This window comes from Brevundimonas sp. 1080 (assembly GCF_040545985.1).
Taxonomy (GTDB): Bacteria; Pseudomonadota; Alphaproteobacteria; order Caulobacterales; family Caulobacteraceae; genus Brevundimonas.
The window spans coordinates 390,320-409,804 of sequence record NZ_JBEPMW010000002.1 but is presented as its reverse complement, the minus strand read 5'-3'; the positions used below and the strand labels follow the sequence as shown (position 1 = coordinate 409,804).

Sequence of the window (19,485 nt, the reverse complement as noted above, 5' to 3'; positions counted from 1 at the left end):
TGGCAGCCATGATCGGGTTCTTGGACGCTCTAAAGCCAGGGTCAGGGGTTCAGCAGCTCATGGTGTTTGCGATAGTCGCGCCGGCCCCAGGCAAAGGCGAGGGCGGCCAGCAGCGTCGAAGCCGACAGGGTTATGCCCAGTGAGAGCCCTAGGGCCGTCTCGGACTGAAAGACGTAGTCATTGAGCAGTCCGGGCAAGAGGGGACCCATGGTCAACCCGCCCAGGTTGGCGACGAACAGGATCAGCGCCAGGGCCTGACCGCGAACCTGGTTAGGCAAGACCATCTGCGAGGCTGCGTAGCAGCTGCCTGCCGGCATAGCGAGAAGGACGACCCCGACCGCGAAGACCCCGACCGTGGCGGCGTCCGAAGCGCCCTGGGCCCAGATCAAGACAGCGAAGGCGAGGGCGCCAAGGATGGAGCTGAAGGTTGCGATGCGGAGCGCGGCGTCGCGACGACCGGCCACCAGGCCGCTGTCGCTGAGGCGTCCGCCCATGAGCATACCGAAGCTTCCGCCCAGGAGTACGACCAAGCCCATGACCAGGCCGGTCTGCTGCGGCGTCCAGTCGAAGGACCGTTGCAGCACGCCTGGCGACCACAGCATGAAGGCGTAGAGGGCGACGGCCTGGAACATCAGGCCCAGGGCGATCGAGGCCACCGCAACGCGGCGCTTTGCGATTTCCGCGACGGTCTCGCGAACCGTGAGACGCGCGACCGCGCCGTCGGCGGCCACAAGGGTCTTGCGACGGGCCGGCTCGCGCAGGGTTAGGACCCAAAGGGCGACCAATAGGCCGGGGATGCCGGTGACCAAAAAGGTGGCGCGCCAGGAGGCGACCTCGCCGAAGACCGGCAGCGTCAGGGTCGCGGTCTGGGTGACCAGTTGGACCACAAGCCCGCCGACCAGAAGAGCCAACCCGGACCCCAGATAGATGCCGACGCCATACAGACTCATCGCGGCGCCCAGTTTTTCGTTTGGGAAGGTGTCGGAGATCATGGAGACGGCGGCAGGCGCCAGGGTCGCTTCGCCGACACCCACGCCCATGCGGGCGAGGAACAGCCCCGGATAGCCCATGGCCACGGAACAGGCTGCGGTCATCAGGCTCCAGAAGAATACCCCAGCGGCGATGATGTTGCGGCGGTTCAGCCGGTCGACCAGGCGTCCCGCCGGCAAGCTGACGATCGTATAGAATAAGGAGAAGGCCAATCCGCCCAGTAGGCCGATCTGGGTGTCCGACACTGCGAACTCGGCCTTGATCGGGCCGACGAGCAGGCTGAGGATTTGTCGGTCGATGAAGGACAGGGTGTAGCAAACGGTCAGAACGGCGACCGTATACCAGGCGTAGCCGGACGCAGGCGGAATCCTCGAAGAGGACGCCGCCGGATCCTTCGATCCGGCGGCCTGGGCGGTGTCCGCCATCAGAACTTGGCCGAGAACTGCAAGGCCACCTCGCGGCCCCGCGCGACAACGCCGCGCTGCTCCCCGATTGCGCCGGGCACGCTGTTCCCGCCCGTTCGGTCCGCCGCGTAAAGAATATAGTTCTCGTCGGACAGGTTGCGGCCGATCAGTTGGGCCGAATAGCGGCCGTCCGGCGAGGTCACGGTGATACCGGCATTGTAGCGCCAGAAGGCCTCCTGGAGCGTCGCCGGGGCCATGGTCTCCGAGGCGTAGTAGCTGTCGCTGTAGAAGCCGTCGCCGGTCACCGCCACGCCGAAGCCCGCAATCTGGGTCTCATAGGTGAAGCCGGCGCTGCCCGACCACTGCGGTGCGCGCGCAGGCGCTCGGCCTTCGAAGTCCTGCTGCAGCGTAAGGGCCGTCGCATTGACGAACGAACAGTTCGCCGGCGCCACGGCTGTCGCCCGAACCGTCCCGGTCGGGAAGGCGTAGGAATAGCACTGGCCCACGAAGTCCTTGAACTGCGCATCGACATAGGCGATCGCGCCCCGCAGTTGCAGGCCGTCCGTCGCCTGCCATGTTCCGTCGGCCTCGACCCCGCGCTGTTGAACCTCCCCGGCGTTGTTGATCGTGTAGGCGATGCGCGACGGATCGTAGGTGTTCACCTGAAGGTCTTCGAACCTGTAGGCGAAGGCCGCGACATTGGCCCGGATGCGCCCATCGGCGAAGAGTCCCTTGGCTCCGGCCTCGAAGCCGCTGGCCGACTCCGGACTGAAGTCGATGTCGCCGATCACGGTCGTCGTTTGGAACGGGCTGGTCAGCCCGAACCCTCCGGATTTGTAGCCCGTCTTGTAGGCGAGGAAGAAGGTGTGGTTGCTGTCCGGACGCCAGGTAATCGTCGCCTCCGGCGAGATGTTCTCGTCCTCGAAACGGCCTTGGATTTCACCGATGGTCGAGGAGCCCGCATAGGTCGTGTTCTGGGTGGCGAAGGTGCCGATGCCGTAGAGGTTGCGCTTGGCGAAGTCCTTCTGCTCTCGGGTCCACCGCACCCCGCCCGCGATCTCGATCTTGTCCGTCAGATCATAGACCAGCTGGCCGAAGACCGACTGGGTCTCGCCACTCTGCTTGGCATAGTCCTCATAGGTCGAGAACCGGCCGGACGCGGCCTGATAGTTGCTGTCGCGCAGCTTGGTGTCGTTCGTCGTGAACAGATCGGTGACCTGGAAGAACGCCCCCAGCATGAAGTTCAGAGGTCCGGCATAGTCGCTGGTCAGCCGGAACTCCTGGCTGATCTCTTGGTTGGTCTGTCGATTGTAGAAGGCGAGCTGCGAATAGGTCGTCTGGTCCAGGCCCGACAGGAACTCGTATTGCGTCGAGTTATAGCCGGTCGTCGACGACAGGTTCAGCGCGTCGGTCAAGGCCCAGTCGAAGTCCACAACGCCGGTAAAGACGTCCAGCTCGCCGTAGGCTTTGTTGTCGCCGCGATACCCCCGCATGGTGCGCGCGATCGAATCGGGAAGGTCGCCGCTGGTCGTGCGATTGTCCGCAACGCAGTCCGCAAAGGGGTCGGCGATGCCATACACCCTCGGATTAGAGCCGCCGGTGCAGGATCCGATGTTCTGGGTGGCGACGCCGGGCCCCGCATCCTCATTGTGGCCCATGAACAGTTTTAGTCGGCCGGTGATGGTCGGAGCGATCTCAGCCGTGAGGGTCAAGCGGCCGAGAAACTCCTCGTCGCCGGGACGGCTGTCCGAGACGCCCGGCAGCGTCGCGGCGCCGGCCGGAGCTCCTGACGCGGCGGTGTAGAACGGATTTGCAATCGGCTGGGCAGTGTTGGTCAGCCAGCCGTCAAGGTTGCGATAGCGGAGCGCTAGACGGGCGTTGAGGCCCGCCGCCAGAGGGCCGGAGACGTAGCCGTCGATCGTGGTCTCGTCGCCGTCGAATTCGTAACCGGCGCGCAAGCCCGCCTCGAACTGGTCGGTCGGGTCGGCGGATTTGATGGAGATGACGCCTGCCGGACTGTTCTTTCCGAAGAACAGCGCTTGGGGTCCTTTCAAGACCTCGACCTGCTGGAGGTCGAAGAATCCCATCTGAGTGATCCGGCCGTCACTGGTCTGGACGCCGTCGATCGCGACCGACACGGCCTGTTCAAAGCCGGTCTGATTGGCCGGGGAGCTGATGCCGCGAATGGCGATTGATCCGCCGCCGTTGGACTTATAGGCGCCGACCACGACAGTGGGCGTCAGCTCGCCGATGCGAGACAGGTCGTCCGCGCGGTTCCGCTCCAGCGTTTCGGCCGTCACCACGTTTACGACAACGGGAACGCTGATCAGCGTTTCTGAGCGGCGTCGGGCGGTAACGACGATGTCGTCGACTGCCGTCGCCTCGGTCTGCGCCGCGGCGCCTTCTGTTTCGGCTGATTGCGCAAACGCCGGTCTCGACGCGACCAGCAGCAAGGCTGCGGCGCTACCCGCCATCAGCAGCGATTTCGTAGATACAGCCATGGCTCTCCCCTGACTTTCCAATCCCTGCCGCCATCCGCTCGTCTTATGCGAGACCTTGCGACCCACTCAGGAAGACCGCTGGCCGACGATCTGTCAATACCAGTGTTGACAGAAATCAACGACCGCGTTGATAGTGAGGTCAAGGGGCTGCAGACGGTCGCGTATTGCGACCGTCGCCCCCGCGACGGCCGTGCCTGTCGTGGAGATGGGACTAGGAGTAAGCCATGGATGGCGCTGGGGCATCGCTACCGCAGGATCTGGAGATTTCGCCGACCACGCCGGTCGGCTATCAACTGCAGAGCCTGCGCAAGAAGGCCGCGATCCAGTTGATGGGTTCGCGTCTTTGGGGTCGTTTCAACCCGAACCATTGGGACCCGGTCTACGCCGCAGAAACGGGTCTCAAGGCCCCGATCCAGACGGGTGAGATGTCATCGGCCTACATCGCCGAAATGTGCGTCAATCATTTCGGAGCGGCCTTCTTCCGGGGCTCGCGCGTCGTCCTCAAATATGTCGCCTCAACCTTCGCCGACGAGATCATCTCAACCCACGGCATCGTGCGCGAGAAGCAGCCCAAGGGCGGCGGCTTCCGCTTCATCGTCGATGTCTGGGCCGAGAACGAAGCGGGCGAGAAGAAGACGGCCGGCTGGGTCGAAGTCGATGTCGGCGTCTGATCGCGCCTCGTGCAAGGGAATGAAGCCATGACGCCCCAAAACCCATCTCACCGCCCGGCCACCGATGCGCTCAAGCCTATGAGCCCCCTTCAGGCGCGACAGACCCGCGCGTTCATCGACGGCCTGGCGTCGGAAGCGCGACCCTATTGGGATATGGTCGAGATCGGAGATGAACTGTCGCGCGATCTTCACCTCTCGGCCGAGCTGGTGATCCTCTATCTGGACGGCGTCGAAGACTTCAATCCCTGGTACGAGGGCTGGCGAATGAACAGCTGGCACATCGAGGGTCAATCGCCTTTCGGCGGCGCCATCGTTCCGCCCTTGCTGGTCTCGCACTTCGTGCTGTCGGTTCAATTCGACGCCACGCGGCCGTTCTCGATCGGCTCGATCCACACCTATCATGACTCCGAGATCCTGGAGCCCATCCCGGTCGGCGCCACCGTCCGGATTACGACCCGGGCGATTGAGAAGTTCGAGAAACGGGGGCGGCGTTATGTGCGCCACGCGGTCGAGGTCACCGACGTCAGCAGCGGTCTCCTCTACTTCCGTGAAACCCGTGACATCCTCTCGCTGTGACCGGCTGCTCATGACGGACCCCGCCATCACCGCTGTCGTCGCCGAGGCCTTGGCGCTGGACCAGGCCCTGCCGGCTTTGCTGGGCTCCCGCTGCACTGATTGCGCGACGCTGTACTATCCGCGCGTGGCAAGCTGCCGGAACCCCGCGTGCGACGGCAAACATGTCGTCCCGACGCGAATTGCCGGACGCGGACGCCTCTACAGCTTTACGATCCAACGCTACAGGCCGCCCGCGCTGTTTCCGATGGAGCCCTGGCGGCCCTATGCGCTGGGGCTGGTGGATGTCGAGGACGGCCTGCGGATCATGGGCGTGGTCGCTGCGCCGCAGGAGAATATTCAGATCGGCATGCCGCTTCGTCTTTCGACCCTGGTGATGAACGACGGCGCCGGGAGCGCAGTTGTCACCCATGGTTTCGTCGTCGACGACGGAGCCGTCGCGTGAGGCCGGTCTATGTGTTGGGCGTCGGCGCTCACCCCTGGGGCAAATGGCCGGAGACGAGCCAGGTCGAACTGGCCATTCATGCCCTGAAAGCGGCGCTCGGCGAGGCGTCGCTGGCGTGGCGAGATCTGCAGGGGTTGGTCGCCGCCAGTTCGCGGTTCGAGGGCGGAATGGGGTGGGGACTGCACGCCAATGAATTGACGCAGGCCGTCTCCGAGCACGGTCTGGCTTGCATCAATGTCGGCGGCGCCTGCGCCGCAGGGGGCGTCGCATTCCACACCGCCCATATGCTGATCGCCAGCGGCCAATACGACGCCGTAGCGGCCATGGGGGCGGAACGGATGCCAAAGGGGTTCATCCCGCGTCCGCCCGGCTCTGCGGACGATCCAGCGGATCATGACTTCCTGCGCTGGAAAACCATGGGGGGCACGAATCCCGCCTATTGGGCGATGGAAGCCCGTCGCCGTATGCACGATCACGGCACAACCCCTGAAACCTATGCCGCCGCCGCGGTCGTCATGCGCCGCCATGGGGCCCTGAACCCCTACGCCCGGTTCCGGACGCCGTCGACCGTCGATGACGTCCTGAGTTCGCCCATGGTCAGCGACCCCTTGCACCTGCTTGAAATCTGCGCGGTCAGTGACGGCGCAGCCGCAGTCATCCTGGGGTCGGAGGATCAGGCACGCCGCACAGGAGGACCGATGATCCAGGTCGCCGCCAGCGCCATCGCCACCGGCCGGTTCGGCGACCCCGCCGCGCGCATCCCCACTGTCGGTTCGACCCCGCGCCCTGGCGTGGCGCACACCAGCGAGGTCGTCTCGGCCGTCCACAAGGCGTGGGAACGGTCGGGGATCGGCGCCGGCGACATCGACCTGGTCGAGATCGCCGACAACACCGCCTGGCACATTTTGGCCTGGCCCGAACTGTTCGGCTTCTTCGAACCGGGGGAGGCCGATGCGCGATTGCTGTCTGGCGATATGAGCCTGGGAGGGAGCCTGCCGGTCAATCCCAGCGGGGGCTTCCTGTCGTTCGGCGAGGCGACGACGGCCCAGGCCTTGATGCAGGTTTGCGAGCTGGCGTGGCAGCTGCAGGGCCGGGCCGGCGAGCGCCAGGTCGAAGGTGCCCGCATCGCGATGTCGGCCGTCCTGGGCTTGGGGGCCAATGGCGCGTCCATCGTCCTGAAGCGATGACCGAAGCCGTTCACGTGGAGGTTCTGGGTCGCGTTGCGGTCCTGACCCTCTCGCGTCCCGAAAGCGGCAACGCCATCGATCTGGATATGGCGGACAGCCTCCGCCGCGCCGTTCTAGCCTGCGCGGCGGATGATGCGGTGCGGGCGCTATTGCTGACGGGACAGGGACGCGCGTTCTGCGTCGGGGGCGACGTCAAAGCCTTCGCCGCAGCGGGCGCCGCAGCGTCTGCGCTCGTGGAGACCCTCACGGCGTCCTTGCATACGGCGATCGCGCGGCTGGGCCGCATGGACAAGCCCCTGGTGACCGCGATCAACGGGGCAGCGGCCGGAGCCGGTTTCGGATTGGCCATCCTTGGCGATGTCGCCCTGGCGGCCAGGTCGGCGAAGTTCGCCATGGCCTATGGCGCGATCGGCTTGACGCCGGACGGCGGCGCGACCTGGCTTCTGCCGCGCCTGGTCGGACTTCGCCAGGCGCAGCGATTGGCGCTGACAGGCGAGCGCATCGACGCGGACGAAGCCGAGCGGATCGGCCTCATCTCCGCCGTGGTCGATGACGCGACCTTGAAGGACGAAGCCCTGGCCCTGGCCAGGTCGCTCGCAGAGGGACCGCGACAGGCCTTTGCGCACACGCGGGCGCTGCTGCACCAGTCCTTGTCCAACGGGCTAGAAACGCAGCTGGAACGCGAGGCCCGAGACATCGCCAAAGCCATCGCCGGACCGGAGGGGCAGGAGGGGATTGCGGCCTTCGTCGCCCGACGCGGGGCGGATTTCAGCCGCCTCTGAGCACCCCTTCGATCAGGGCTGAGACTAGCCCCTCCGACAGACGATCAAGCGCCTCGTCGCTGCGTCGGCTGCCTTGGGGCAGACCCGCGAACCCATGGATCATGTCCGGATAATGGTGGGCGACGACGTGAACGCCCGCCGCGCGCGCCCGATCGATCAAGGCGTAGCCTTCGTCCCGCAGAGGGTCAAACCCGGCAGTGATCACCACGCTTGGCGGCAGACCGGACAGATCGGCTTTCGTAAGATCGGGCATGCCCTCGGTCGCAAATGCGCGCCAGGCCCAGGCCATGAAGTCGCGCGTCAGCATATGGCCGCGCCCGAACGCTTTCTGGGAGCCGCTGGAGCAACGCGGGTCGACCGCCGGATAGAGAAGACCCAAGGCCTTCACGGGCTGTTCGAGACCCGCGAGACGAGCGGCGACTGTGATGGCCAGCCAGCCTCCAGCGCTGTCGCCGGCCAGCGCCACGGGGCGGTCGGGGAAGCGGGACCGGACCCAAACGACGGCCGCGAACGCGTCGTCAATGGCGGCGGGGCAGGGGGACTCGGGGGCCAGGCGGTAGTCGACCGCGACGACGGTCAGGCCGCTGCGCCGGGCCACGCGCCGACAGAGGGCGTCGTGGGTGTCCAGGTCGCCGAAGACGAAGGCGCCTCCGTGCAGGAAGACCACGATGGCGGTGTCCGCGTCTCCCGTCGGCCGGTAGAGCCGCAGGGAGAGACGCCCGCCGGGGCCGGCGATCTGATGGTCTTCAACCGTCCGGATCTCCGGTTTTGGCGCTCGGGACAGGTATCCGTTCGCGCCGTTCCGGAAGATCGCAAGATCTGCGGGGACTCGCAGCGCCACCCGCGGGTCCTCGAGCCACCGCGCGAGATCGGGATCCAGCGAGCCGTCAGAAGGCTGCACGCAGCGCCTCTCCGACCCGGAGGTCAAATCCGTCATAGCCGTTGGCCGCCGCCTTTTCGAGGATGCGACGATAGCCCCGGACGCCTCCGGAATAGGGCATGAACACCCTCGGTTTGCCCGGCATCTCGGCCCCGACGTAGTAGGAGGGCGTCTTCATGTAGAGCGTTTCTCGAGCGCGGGCGTTGACGTGATCCACCCAGTCGGACTGGGCGGCGTTGGTCGCTTCGATCTCTGCGACACCGTGTTGTCGCGCGGTATCGAACAGGGCCGCGAGCCAGTCGATCTGTTCCTCGCTGGACAGGATGACATTGCTAAGCAGCGACGGGCTGCCGGGACCACCGATGAAAAACAGGTTGGGGAAGCCGTGGACGCCGATGCCCAGGTAGCTGACCGGACCGCCGACCCAGGCGTCCTTCAGCGTCTGACCGTCGCGGCCCTCGATCTCCATTTTCAGGATCGATCCGGTGAACACATCGAAACCGGTGGCGTAGATGACCACGTCGAGCGGCACCTCCTCGGCCGTGGTGCGAAGACCGGTCGGGGTAAAGCGCTCGATCGGCGTCTCGCTGATATCAACCAAAGACACATTGGATCGATTGAAGGTGGCGAAGTACCCTCCGTCGACCGAGGGACGGCGCGTTCCGAAGGGAAAGCCCTTGGGCACCAACTTGTCGCGCAGCGCCGGATCCTCGATCTGTTCGCCGATCTTGCGCTGAACGAAGGCCGAGGCGATGTCGTTGGCGGCCTGGTTCAGCAAAATGTCCTTGAAGGTCAGGGCGAAGCCGAATCCCAGCCGGTTCCAGGCGGCCTCGAACGCGCGCTCCCGCTCTTCGGGGTCGACCTCGGCGGCAGATCGCGGATCGGGGGCGAACCCCAGACCGCTGGGCGAGTTTCGCGCCGCCTCGCGGCGGGCCCGGTAATTCGCCTTCACCGCCGCATCCTCCTCGTCCGAAACAGGAGCGTTGGCGGCGGGGATCGAATAGTTCGCCGTCCGCTGGAACACTGTCAGATGCTTGGCCTGGGCCGCGATGATCGGCGTCATCTGCACGCCTGACGACCCCGTGCCGATGATCCCCACGCGCTTGCCATCCAAGGCCACGGGCTCGCGCGGCCAGCGCGCGCTGTACAGGACTTGGCCGGCGAAGGCGTCCTGTCCCGGATAGGTCGTGGCCTTCGGCGCCGACAGCTGGCCGACGGCCACGACAAGGCGTTGGGCCGACCAGCCGCGGCCGTCTTCCGCCTCGATTCGCCAGCGGCTGCTCGCCGGGTCAAACACAGCGCGCCGCACGCGTGTGTTCAGGCTGATGTCGCGGCGCAGATCAAAACGGTCGGCGACATGGTGGATGTAGCGCAGGATTTCCGGCTGCTTCGCGTATCGCTCGCTCCAGCGCCATTCCTGCTCCAGCGCTTCGGAGAAGCGGTAGGAATAGTCGAAGCTCTCGACGTCGCAGCGCGCTCCGGGATAGCGGTTGAAGTTCCAGACGCCGCCGACTTCGTCCGAGGCTTCCAGCACTTGCACCGAAAACCCTTGAGCCCGGAAGGTGTGCAACGCCCGCAGCCCGGCCAGGCCGGCTCCGATCACGAGGATGTCGATGCAAACGTCTTCAACCATGAGGCTCTCCCTGACGAAGAGTTGCCACGGCCCCGCGCTCTCGTCAACGATGGTGTTGACGAGAGCGCGGGCTGAATTGCATCAGAACAGAACCCGCTGGCGCAATGACCTGCGCCCACTCGGCTTGGGCGGCGATACGCAAAGCGCGGTGCCGCGTTTGATAGGATGCCTCGATCTGCAAAGCCGCTCCGTCGGGCGGGCAGGAGAGCTGGCCTGCGCCGCAGTCAAAGCCATGTTGGTGAACATGCTGGGCGGTTCGCCCCTATGCCGCTCCCGTTCATCGAAGGTCCGGTTGTTGGAGGCGAGCCAGAGTCCGCAACTGGCGCTTCTGCAACATCAGGGAATGACGGCACCTCACGCCTCGCCCGCTTTGTCATCGGGTTTCAGCTAATCAAGAAGGCTTCCGGGAGAGACAGCTAAGGCGTCTGCCAGCCGACCTAGCGCGCGGACCGAGGGGTTCCGCGTCCCTCTCTCGAGATCACTCAAATAGCTTCTCTTCATGTTGGCTCGGAATGCGAGTTCTTCCTGCGAAATGCCGGAAGCAGTTCGCAGGGCGCGAACATTCCTGCCTAGTCGCACCACCAAATCCATGGCGACAACAGACCGCCAGGCCACTCCCAATGCTGTCCACCAGCCGTGTCATTTTGACCTAATATCGGGCGCTAGAAGATCGCGAGGATCGACCTTAAGTGCGATAGCTAACCTTTCGAGCGCATTGACGCTGGGCTTTCTTCGCCCGAGCTCAATTCCGCTGAGATAGCTGCGCTTCATGCCTGCCGCGAACGCAACTTCCTCTTGCGATAGATTGAGGTCGTTTCTGATCCGGCAAATATTTCTGCCCATTAGATCGGTGAGGCTCATTCAGCCTAATGATCGCGAGAGGACTCTTTTAGCTGTCCCCCAAACGTGTCAAAATGACCCCTGAGCGTGTCGTGGGGTGTTTCGAATGGTGCCCAGTTTTGACAAATCGGTAGCAGAAGAAGCAGCATTAGCTGCTCTCTATCGACGGTATAGCGAATGGCTCCGCGGCCGTCTGCGGCTTCGCTTCGGTGCCGAGAAGGCAGAGGACCTAGTCCAAGAAGCCTATCTCCGCATCGCGCCCTACCAAGTTCGCGGTATCAGATCGCCCAAATCCCTCCTGCTGCGCATCGCCTCCAACTTGGCACTGGACGGCATCGCGCGCGACGCTGTCCGCCAGAAGCATCAACACTACGCGCCACCCTCGGCCGACGCCTTCGACAGCCCTCATGAAACCCTTCTTCTGAAGGAGATTATCCGCTCCATCCCCGAAAAAGACCGCGAGGTTTTCTTGCTTTCTCGCTTCGGGGGTTTGACTCACGCCCAGATCGCTGCGCGACTGGGAGTTGCGGTCAAAACCGTCGAGTGGAGGATGGCGCGCGCCCTCAAACACTGCGACGATCAACTGCGCCGCTGATCGGAGGGGCCCGCGATGAGCGCGAGTGAAACACCAGCGACCCCCGCTGACCGCGAGGCTGCGGAGTGGTTCGTGCGTCTCAGCGCCACCTCTGTATCGACCGAGGCGCTGCATGACTTCTTCGAATGGCGCAAGGCGCCGGAGAATGCCGCGGCTTACCGCCGCCAGGAGCGAAACTGGGATCGGTTCGCTCGCCTTAAGGGCGACCCCGAGATCGACGCTATGCTATCGGCCGCAGGCCAGCCCAAGTCGCGCACGGCCGGCTCTGGCCGACTGATTCTCACCGGCGTGGTCGCCGTCTTGATCGCCGGGTTGGGCGCCGGCCTATATTGGAGGCTCAACGCCGCTACGATCTACGCCACTGAGGTGGGAGAGCAACGATCGATCGCTCTGGCCGACGGCTCCAGCGTCAAGCTCGATACGAATAGCCGCATCCGCGTCAGACTGTCTGGCTCTGAACGCCAGATCGAGCTGCTTGAAGGCCAGGCTTTATTCGAAGTCGCTCACGATGCGACCCGGCCGTTCCGCGTTCACGCGGACGCCATGACGGTGACGGCGCTTGGGACCGTGTTCGATGTGCGCCTAGACGGCGCAAACGCGCGGGTCGTGTTGGTCGAGGGCAAGGTAAGGGTCGAGGCGCTGGGCGGGTCGGATCAGATTCTGCTGCCGGACCAGTCGGCGCGGACGAGCGGGCAGGGGGCAAGGACTCAGCCGATCGACGCCGCTGTCGCAACAAGCTGGGCGGAAGGTCGGCTGACCTTCTCAAACACCCCGCTCCAGGTCGCGGTGACCGAAGTGAATCGTTATCTGACGGCCAAGATCGAAATCGACGCCCCGCACGCCGCAGAGACGCCGATCAGCGGCGTTTTTCAGGCGGGGGATCGCGCCGCGTTTGTCTCTGCAGCATCGGATGTTTTTGATCTGGAGGCCGTGGCTCAGCCGGGAGGCGCGATCAAACTTGTCCCGCGCCGGACAAAAAATCTCTGACGGCTGCCAGGGTCTCGGGGGGTCTGACCCGTCCTTACTCCGACGCAATGCTGCGTCGTCGGGGAGGACTTCATGAGTTACACCATCCGCCACGGGTTCGGCGCCGTCGCCATCGCCGCCTGTATGGCCGCCATGGCCGCGCCGGCGTCTGCTGAGACCGAGCGTGTGTTCAGCATTCCCGCCGGTTCGCTCGAAGCGGCGCTTGGGCAGTTGGCGGCTCAATCCGATCACCAGATCCTGTTCACCACCGACCTCGTCACTGCGCGCCGAACGGGCGGTGTCGCTGGTCGGATGACCGTGACCCAGGCGCTAGATCGGCTGCTTGTGAGCAGCGGCTTGACGTGGCGGCAGACGCGGCCTGGCGTCATCACCCTTCGCCGCGCCGAGGGGGCAGGGAGCCAGACCGCTGAAGTCCTGACCGCCCCAGCCGCCCTCGACGACATCATCGTCACCGGCAGCCTGTTGAAGGTGTCTGGAGAACTGGCGTCGCCTGTGCGGGTGCTGGGGCGCGACGAGCTGGATCGCAGCGGGCGGGCGACGGTGGCCGAGGTGCTGACCGACCTGCCGCAGAACTACGCCGGCTCTGGCACGCCAACGGCTTCGCTTGCAGGCGCGGACAACGCCGGGTCCAACTCCAGCGTCGCGACCGGCGTCAATCTGCGCGGCCTCGGTCCAGATTCGACGCTCGTCCTCATCAATGGCCGGCGCATGGCTGGCACCGGCTATCGCGGCGAGTTCGCGGATCTGTCGGCCCTGCCATCCGCAGCGGTCGAACGGGTCGATGTCCTATTGGACGGGGCGTCTGCCCTATACGGCTCGGACGCTGTCGCGGGAGTGGTCAATATCATCATACGCCGTTGGTTCGACGGCCAGGAAAGCCGGGTGCGCGCCTCTGGGGCGAAGGGCGGGGCGGAGGACCTGATGGCTTCGCATCTGATCGGCAAGACCTGGTCGAGCGGATCGATCCTGGCGGCCTATGAGTATCAGCATCTCCAACCGCTGAGTTCTCTTGACCGAGCCTATACGCGCGATGGCGATCTGCGGCCTTTCGGCGGTTCGGACTGGCGCTCCATCTTCGCGGCGCCGGGCAATGTCGTCGACTATAACGCCGCGCTCGGCGCCTATGTCGCCTCCTATGGTCTGCGCCCCAACGCGAGCGGCCGTGTGCAGACGCCGGCGGATTTCGCGGTCGGACGCCCCAATCTGGACAGCGTCTCCCGGGGCGTCGATCTCTCGCCAAGTCAAGAGCGACACAGCGTCTACGTACGGGCTGCGCAAACCGTCGGCGACCGTCTGTCGCTATCGGCGGACCTGCGGTTCAGCACGCGGGACTACGCCTTCGCCACGACCCCGGCCTCGACCGTTTTCCAGGTGACGTCGGCCAATCCCTTCTTCGTCTCGCCGAATGGTCGAACGGCGCATACGCTTGCCTATTCCTTCTTTGATGATCTGGGCGCCAGCCGCTACGCCGGCACATCGCGCAGTCTCGGCGTCAACCTTGGCGGCGACTATGACCTTGGGAACGGTTGGTCAGCCGACGCCTATGTGTCCTATTCGGAGGAGCGGGGAGAGAACCGCCTGCCAGGTCAGATCCATTCCGGGCGGTTGGACGAGGCCTTGGGCAATGTCGCTGACAATCCAACAACGACTTATGTCGCCAGCCGCGACGGCTATTTTAATCCGTTCGCCGCAGGCGGGATCAATACGCCGGAGGTCCTGGCTTTCGTCACCTCCGGCTTCATCAACAGCCTCGATCGCAGCCGCGCGACCTCGGCCAACCTTCTGCTGGAAGGGCCGGTCGCGACGCTGCCTGGCGGCGAAATCCGACTGGCCCTCGGCGCCCAGGTCCGGCGCGAAGCGTTCAACACCCGCTCAAGCAGTTTCACCTCTGGCGCCGCACCGCGTGAAAGTGCGCCCGGCGAGCAATCCCGTGATGTGAGCGCTGTCTTCGGAGAGGCGCGTATCCCGCTCGTCGGAGAGGCCAACGCCCGGCCGGGCGTCCAGCGGCTCGAACTGTCGGTCGCCGGTCGGTATGAAGAGTATGACGACTTCGGATCGACCACCAATCCCAAGATCGGCCTCGTCTATGCGCCGAGCGACGCCCTGACGCTGCGCGCCAGCTACGGGACCTCGTTCCGTGCGCCGGCCCTGCCGCAGATCTACAGCCGCACCTCGGTAGGGGCGACATTGGTGCCGACCCCAACCGGAACACGCCTTCTGTCCATCTATCTCTCTGGCGGCAACCCTGACCTCGAGCCGGAAACCGCCGACACCTATACGATCGGCTTCGACTATCGCCCGGCGAGCGGTTTGCGTTTGAGCGCCAACTATTTCGACACCGAGTTCTCGGACCGGATCGCCCAGCCTGCGCGTGAGGGTCTAGCCAATGTGCTGACCGATCCGGCGCTGGCTCCCTTTGTCAGTATGGTTGACCCGGCGAATAACGCCGCCGATCGGGCCCTCATCCAAGCCTATATCTCCGCGCCCGGTTTTTCGCTCGGCACGCTGTTCCCGCCCGAATCCTATCGGCTGGTGCTCGACGCGCGGTGGGTCAATGCGGCCTCGGTCCAGGTGCGTGGGTTCGACCTCGAAGCCTCTTATCCGCTGGCTTGGCGCGACCAGGCCTTCCGATTGTCGGCATCCGCCGCCTACCTTCTCGACTATCTGAACCAGACGACACCGGCGGCGCCCCGCGAAGACCTGGTGGGTCTTGTCGGTTACCCAACCGATCTGCGCGCCAAGATGGGCGTGGATTGGTCCAAGGAGAGCTGGTCGGCCGGCGCCTATTTAAACCATGTCTCCGACTACCGCGATCGTAACGGTCGGCGCATCGAGAGTTGGAACACGGTGGACGCCCGTCTGGCCTGGACGCCCGCGACAGGCTGGGGTGAAGGACTGACGGCGACCGTGTCGGTCCGTAATCTGTTTGACGCTGATCCGCCCTTCTACGACTTCTCGTCGGGCTTCGGTTTCGATCCCGCTCAGGCCGACGTCCTGGGCCGGGTCGTGGCGCTCCAGCTGATCAAACGCTGGTAACCTCTTATGATCAGTCAGATCGGTCGCTGCCTCATGGCGGCGCTGGTGTTCTGCGCCTTCCCCGCGCTCGCGCAGCACCGCGCCTTCACTGTCGAAGATCTCGCTCACATGGAAGACGTGGGGCGCGCCGCCGTGTCGCCCGACGGTCTAACCGTCGCCTATGAGACATTCGGGCCTTGGGATCAGTCCTCCCGGTTTGATCTTGGACCTCGAGCAAACTGGACAACGGGCCGGGTGCATCTCTCCCTCATGAGCGAGGGACCGCCCCGCGTCTTGCAGGGAGACCAGCCGCCTGGCCAAGTGCTGGGCGACTGGTCGCCCAGCGGTCGATATCTGTCGGTCTTCGGCTTCAACGCCGGAAGGTGGGAAGCGGGCGTCTACGACATCGCAGCTGATCGTTTGCGCTGGACAGGCCTTAGCCCAGAACTGTCGTTTGAGGGCGTGAGAACGACCTGGATGACGGGCGATCGGCTTCTCCTGCCTGTGCGGCCAGGCCGACCTTCGGCCTGGTCGATGCGACATGACGGCTATGCGCGCGACGACACGCGGCAGCGGTGGGCGGCGCGCGACGCCGGACGGCTGTCAGCCACTGCTTTGGAAACCGCCGACGGCGTGGCCACGCCCGATGATCCACGGCCGATCGTTGATCTCATCCTTTTCGACGCAGCGACCGGAGACAGTCAAACCCTGACGCGGGGCCCAATTTTGGACGCGGCCCCCTCCGCGTCCGGTCGATATGTCGCCGTGCTCGAACGCGGGGAGGGGATCGCGTCTGCGGAGCCGCTCGTCCAGTTGGCGGCGACCTGGCGCAGTCGATTGAAGGTGATCTCAACAGACACCGGCAAGGTGCGGACGTTCGGCCAGGATCGGGATGTGGCCGCCAATCTGCTGGACTGGGCGCCGGACCATGATCGGCTTCTGGTCTGGGCTCGCCGCGATGGAGACGATTGGAAGGGTGGCGATCTTTGGCGCTGGGACGTCGAGGGCGGCAGGAAAACGCCTCTGCTGCAGGGCAAGCTGGATCCGATCGGCATTCGTCCCTTCGATCTCACGACAGCAATCCGCGCGACTTGGATGGGCGACACGCCGGTCATCTTCGCGAGCTTGCCGGGTGAAGCCAGACGCGACTGGTACGCTGTCGGGAGCTGTGCGGTTGTTCTCACCGCCGGTCTAATCCAGCCCAGTCCCAACCTCTCCGCAGTCGCATCCGATCATCTGCTGACCGTGGCCGACGGCGCCGTCTGGAGAGTTCGTGCGGGCCAGGATCCTCATCGCCTGACGCCGCTGGATATGAGGCTGCAATCGCGCATCGCGCCGGACGTCTATGCGCCGCAGCGGCAGCAACTGAACCGCTATCCGCGACGCGACTGGGCGCCCGTCTTTGATGAAGGCGGCGCCGCCTGGATCGTCGGTAAGGCAGGCGCCCGTCGCGTTTCCGAGCCCCAATCCGGCGCGGTCTGGTGGGTGGACGGCACGGCCGCCGCTGCGATCGTTGAGCGGCGCGCTCAAGGAGTCACCCATCTGGTGCGCGAGACCGGAGACGGCGTGGTCGATCTCGCGGTCGCCAACGCCGACTTCGCCGATCTCGCCTTCGCTCAGGTCGTGGACGTGCCGCATCAGGATCGAAGAGGCCAGCCCGCTTCGAGCCGTCTCTTTCTGCCGCCGAACCGCCCGATCTCGGCCATCAAGGGCGTGGTGGTGGCGGTCTATCCAGACTCGCGCGCGACGAGCTGGATCTATGATCCTGGCGTTTTCCTGGCGGGGCTCAATCCACAGGTTCTGGCATCGACCGGCTATGCCGTCCTTTGGGCGGCCATGCCGGACGCCCCTGCTGCGGGCCGCGCCGAAGCGTTTGCGCGCAATGTCGATCTCGCGCTGGATGCCGCTGGGGCGGCCGTGCCGGGGCTGCCGATCGGCCGTTCAGCCGTCATTGGCCATAGCTTCGGCGGCTATTCGGCCATGATGATCGCATCCGCGACACGGCGGCACAGGGCCTATATGTCCTGGGCCGGGCCGTCGGATCTGGCGGTCGCCTGGGGCGAGTTTCAAGCCACCGAGCGATCGGCTCTGTCGGACAATCTCTATCTTCTTTACCGGGCCGGCTGGGCTGAAACGAGCCAAGGGGGTCTGGGCGGACCGCCGTGGGCGAAGGTGCAGACCTATGCGGCAGCCAATGTGCTCAACCGTGCAGATCGGATCGCTGACCCTCTGCTGATCATCGCCTCGGACCGCGATGTCGTGCCCATGTCGTCTGGGGAGTTGATATTCTCGTCCCTGCATCGGCAAGGCAAGCCCGCGCGCCTCGTCACATATTGGGGCGAAGGTCACTGGAACTACAGTCCGGCGAACATGATCGATGTCTATCGTGAGATCGAGCTTTGGCTTGACTGTTATCTGGTCAATGGGACGTCCGCGCCGCAGCCTCCAGACGCGCCCGCCAGTTGCGGAGCCAACTCTCCATCGCCGCCGCGACCATGATGTCACGATAGCCGCCCCGCCAGATCAAATGGTCGGCCGACAAAACCGGCTCGGTCCGTTCGCGATCAATCAGGCCACGCGAGGCCAACTCGCCGTCTAGCAACCAAGGCCGGAGCGTATCGAGGCTGCGGGCGATCAAGCGACCGTAGTAGGCGGTCAGGTCTCCTTTGGATCGGCGCGCTGCGATTTGCGGCGTCAGGCGATCGGCGAAGGCGAGCCGAGCCAGCCCGCGATCGCGGCCCAACGTCAGCCGGTCCGCGGGAATGGCGAGACAGGTCTCCATGACCGGCTGGCTTAGCAGCGGATGGCGGATATCGGCGACGTCGGTCTGGAGGGACCGCGCGCTGAAGCCGATGCCGTCGAGCAGGCCGACGATTTGCAAGCGCTTCGCGGGACCCATCCCCTCACTCGCCTCCAGCCAGGGATGGGGCGGGAGGCTCGCGCGGTCTTTGGTCAGGAAGCCCACGGCGGGGTCTTCGGACCGCGCGGCGTCTCCCGCCATGACCGACCAGATCGAGCGTCCCTCCCAGCGCGCCACGGACGGCAGTGTGGATGACCACCAGGCCCGAACGCCGCGGTTTCGCCGAAGGTCGGCATAGACCTCCTGGCCGAACGCTTGAAAGAAGACGGCGTCTCCACCCTTCCCCGTGAGCACGGCGTCGATGTTGAGCGCCTTCAGCCTAGTGGCGGCGATGCCGTCGTTGGTCGGATCCATGGCGTTGAAGCCGGGGCGAACGCTGCGGGAAAGGCCTTCCAAATCCTGTAGCGAGAAGCGGCTATCTGGCCGTTCCAGAAACTCAAGATCGACACCAAGCTGCCTCGCCAGGGGGATGGCGAAGGACCGTTCATCGGATTCAGGGGCTGCCCCGTAACTGTGGAGCCAATGCTTCACCGCGCAATCTGAGCGTTTCAAGCTCGTCGCGACGATGCTGGAGTCCAATCCCCCCGACAATTCGGCGGCGACCACACCCGGTCGGCTCGCAAGCGCCTTAACGACGTCATCGACCACGTCCCGCAGTCGACCGACCGCCGCCTCGACCGACAGATCGGAAGCTTTGTCGACGAAGGCCGAGGGTCGCCAAACCTGTCTCTCGATCGGCGAATCCTCAAAGGTCACTATGGCCCCAGCCGTTAGGCTGTCGACGCCGCTGAGCAGGCTGGCATCCCAGGCGCGGGTCGGGTCCTGCAGGACGCACGCGACCGGAGCTTCGAGGATGTGGAGTTGAGGCCGCAGCGCCGTCAACAACCAATCGGGCAGGTCTGACGTCACGACCCAATACTCCTCGTTTCGAAGAATTAGAGCGTCCAGAGCGCCGGACGGATCTCGCAGAACTGCGGCGAGACCGCCGTCCTCATCAAGGCGGATCGCCACATAGCGACCCCAGACCTGGTCGATCAGAGTCTCCGGCGTATCGATCTCTCGCGACCAAGCGGGTCCACGCCGGAACACGTCGCCCATCAGTCGCCAAGACCCAAGGGATTG

At 65.0% G+C, this 19,485-nt stretch carries 16 protein-coding genes; 9 read left to right on the top strand and 7 right to left on the bottom strand.

Going from position 1 to position 19,485, the window contains the following annotated elements:
• Positions 1 to 41: 41 nt before the first annotated feature.
• A complete protein-coding gene (locus ABIC32_RS07365; protein ID WP_354073542.1) occupies positions 42 to 1,415 on the bottom strand; it encodes a spinster family MFS transporter in 1,374 nt (457 codons plus the stop codon).
• A complete protein-coding gene (locus ABIC32_RS07360; protein WP_354073540.1) occupies positions 1,415 to 3,895 on the bottom strand; it encodes a TonB-dependent receptor in 2,481 nt (826 codons plus the stop codon). The genes ABIC32_RS07365 and ABIC32_RS07360 overlap by 1 nt, the downstream gene beginning before the upstream one ends.
• A gap of 224 nt (positions 3,896 to 4,119) precedes the next feature.
• Here ABIC32_RS07360 and ABIC32_RS07355 point away from each other — a divergent pair, with 224 nt between their 5' ends.
• The 5 genes from ABIC32_RS07355 to ABIC32_RS07335 are packed head-to-tail and all read left to right on the top strand — an operon-like array spanning position 4,120 to position 7,553.
• The gene (locus ABIC32_RS07355) at positions 4,120 to 4,566 is read left to right on the top strand and encodes a MaoC family dehydratase (RefSeq protein WP_199061035.1); all 447 of its coding nucleotides are present in this window, start codon (positions 4,120 to 4,122) and stop codon (positions 4,564 to 4,566) included.
• 27 nt (positions 4,567 to 4,593) lie between these two features.
• Positions 4,594 to 5,142, top strand: a complete 549-nt coding sequence (locus ABIC32_RS07350; RefSeq protein ID WP_199061034.1) for a MaoC family dehydratase — start codon at positions 4,594 to 4,596, stop codon at positions 5,140 to 5,142.
• A gap of 10 nt (positions 5,143 to 5,152) precedes the next feature.
• Complete coding sequence (locus tag ABIC32_RS07345) at positions 5,153 to 5,584, top strand: Zn-ribbon domain-containing OB-fold protein (protein WP_354073537.1); 432 nt, start codon at positions 5,153 to 5,155, stop codon at positions 5,582 to 5,584.
• Positions 5,581 to 6,771 carry a lipid-transfer protein gene (locus tag ABIC32_RS07340; protein WP_354073535.1) on the top strand — a complete coding sequence of 397 codons (1,191 nt, stop codon included), beginning with the start codon at positions 5,581 to 5,583 and terminating at the stop codon, positions 6,769 to 6,771. The genes ABIC32_RS07345 and ABIC32_RS07340 overlap by 4 nt, the downstream gene beginning before the upstream one ends.
• A complete protein-coding gene (locus tag ABIC32_RS07335; protein WP_354073533.1) occupies positions 6,768 to 7,553 on the top strand; it encodes an enoyl-CoA hydratase/isomerase family protein in 786 nt (261 codons plus the stop codon). The genes ABIC32_RS07340 and ABIC32_RS07335 overlap by 4 nt, the downstream gene beginning before the upstream one ends.
• On the opposite strand, the gene ABIC32_RS07330 is transcribed toward ABIC32_RS07335, so the two are convergent.
• From ABIC32_RS07330 to ABIC32_RS07315, 4 genes are all read right to left on the bottom strand, one after another.
• Positions 7,540 to 8,454, bottom strand: coding sequence for an alpha/beta hydrolase (locus ABIC32_RS07330; protein ID WP_354073531.1), 915 nt, complete (start codon positions 8,452 to 8,454; stop codon positions 7,540 to 7,542). The two genes, ABIC32_RS07335 and ABIC32_RS07330, sit on opposite strands and share 14 nt — an antisense overlap.
• Positions 8,441 to 10,066, bottom strand: a complete 1,626-nt coding sequence (locus tag ABIC32_RS07325; protein ID WP_354073529.1) for a flavin-containing monooxygenase — start codon at positions 10,064 to 10,066, stop codon at positions 8,441 to 8,443. The genes ABIC32_RS07330 and ABIC32_RS07325 overlap by 14 nt, the downstream gene beginning before the upstream one ends.
• A gap of 387 nt (positions 10,067 to 10,453) precedes the next feature.
• The gene (locus ABIC32_RS07320) at positions 10,454 to 10,657 is read right to left on the bottom strand and encodes a helix-turn-helix domain-containing protein (RefSeq protein ID WP_354073527.1); all 204 of its coding nucleotides are present in this window, start codon (positions 10,655 to 10,657) and stop codon (positions 10,454 to 10,456) included.
• A gap of 48 nt (positions 10,658 to 10,705) precedes the next feature.
• On the bottom strand, positions 10,706 to 10,909 hold the full coding sequence (locus ABIC32_RS07315; RefSeq protein WP_354074117.1) for a helix-turn-helix domain-containing protein: 204 nt from the start codon (positions 10,907 to 10,909) through the stop codon (positions 10,706 to 10,708).
• Between the two features lie 103 nt (positions 10,910 to 11,012).
• On the opposite strand from ABIC32_RS07315, the gene ABIC32_RS07310 reads away from it, so the two are divergent.
• The 4 genes from ABIC32_RS07310 to ABIC32_RS07295 all read left to right on the top strand — a co-directional run bounded on the left by ABIC32_RS07310 (position 11,013) and on the right by ABIC32_RS07295 (position 18,002).
• Positions 11,013 to 11,501: an RNA polymerase sigma factor gene (locus ABIC32_RS07310; protein ID WP_354073525.1), complete on the top strand. Its 489-nt coding sequence runs from the start codon at positions 11,013 to 11,015 to the stop codon at positions 11,499 to 11,501.
• A gap of 15 nt (positions 11,502 to 11,516) precedes the next feature.
• The gene (locus ABIC32_RS07305) at positions 11,517 to 12,488 is read left to right on the top strand and encodes a FecR family protein (protein ID WP_354073523.1); all 972 of its coding nucleotides are present in this window, start codon (positions 11,517 to 11,519) and stop codon (positions 12,486 to 12,488) included.
• A 72-nt stretch (positions 12,489 to 12,560) separates the two neighbouring features.
• Positions 12,561 to 15,524, top strand: a complete 2,964-nt coding sequence (locus tag ABIC32_RS07300) for a TonB-dependent receptor (RefSeq protein ID WP_354073521.1) — start codon at positions 12,561 to 12,563, stop codon at positions 15,522 to 15,524.
• A gap of 249 nt (positions 15,525 to 15,773) precedes the next feature.
• A complete protein-coding gene (locus tag ABIC32_RS07295) occupies positions 15,774 to 18,002 on the top strand; it encodes a S9 family peptidase (protein ID WP_354073519.1) in 2,229 nt (742 codons plus the stop codon).
• On the opposite strand, the gene ABIC32_RS07290 is transcribed toward ABIC32_RS07295, so the two are convergent.
• Positions 17,923 to 19,461 (bottom strand): asparagine synthase-related protein, encoded by a 1,539-nt coding sequence (locus tag ABIC32_RS07290; protein WP_354073517.1) that lies wholly within the window; start codon positions 19,459 to 19,461, stop codon positions 17,923 to 17,925. The genes ABIC32_RS07295 and ABIC32_RS07290 overlap by 80 nt on opposite strands.
• Between the last annotated feature and the right edge of the window lie 24 nt (positions 19,462 to 19,485).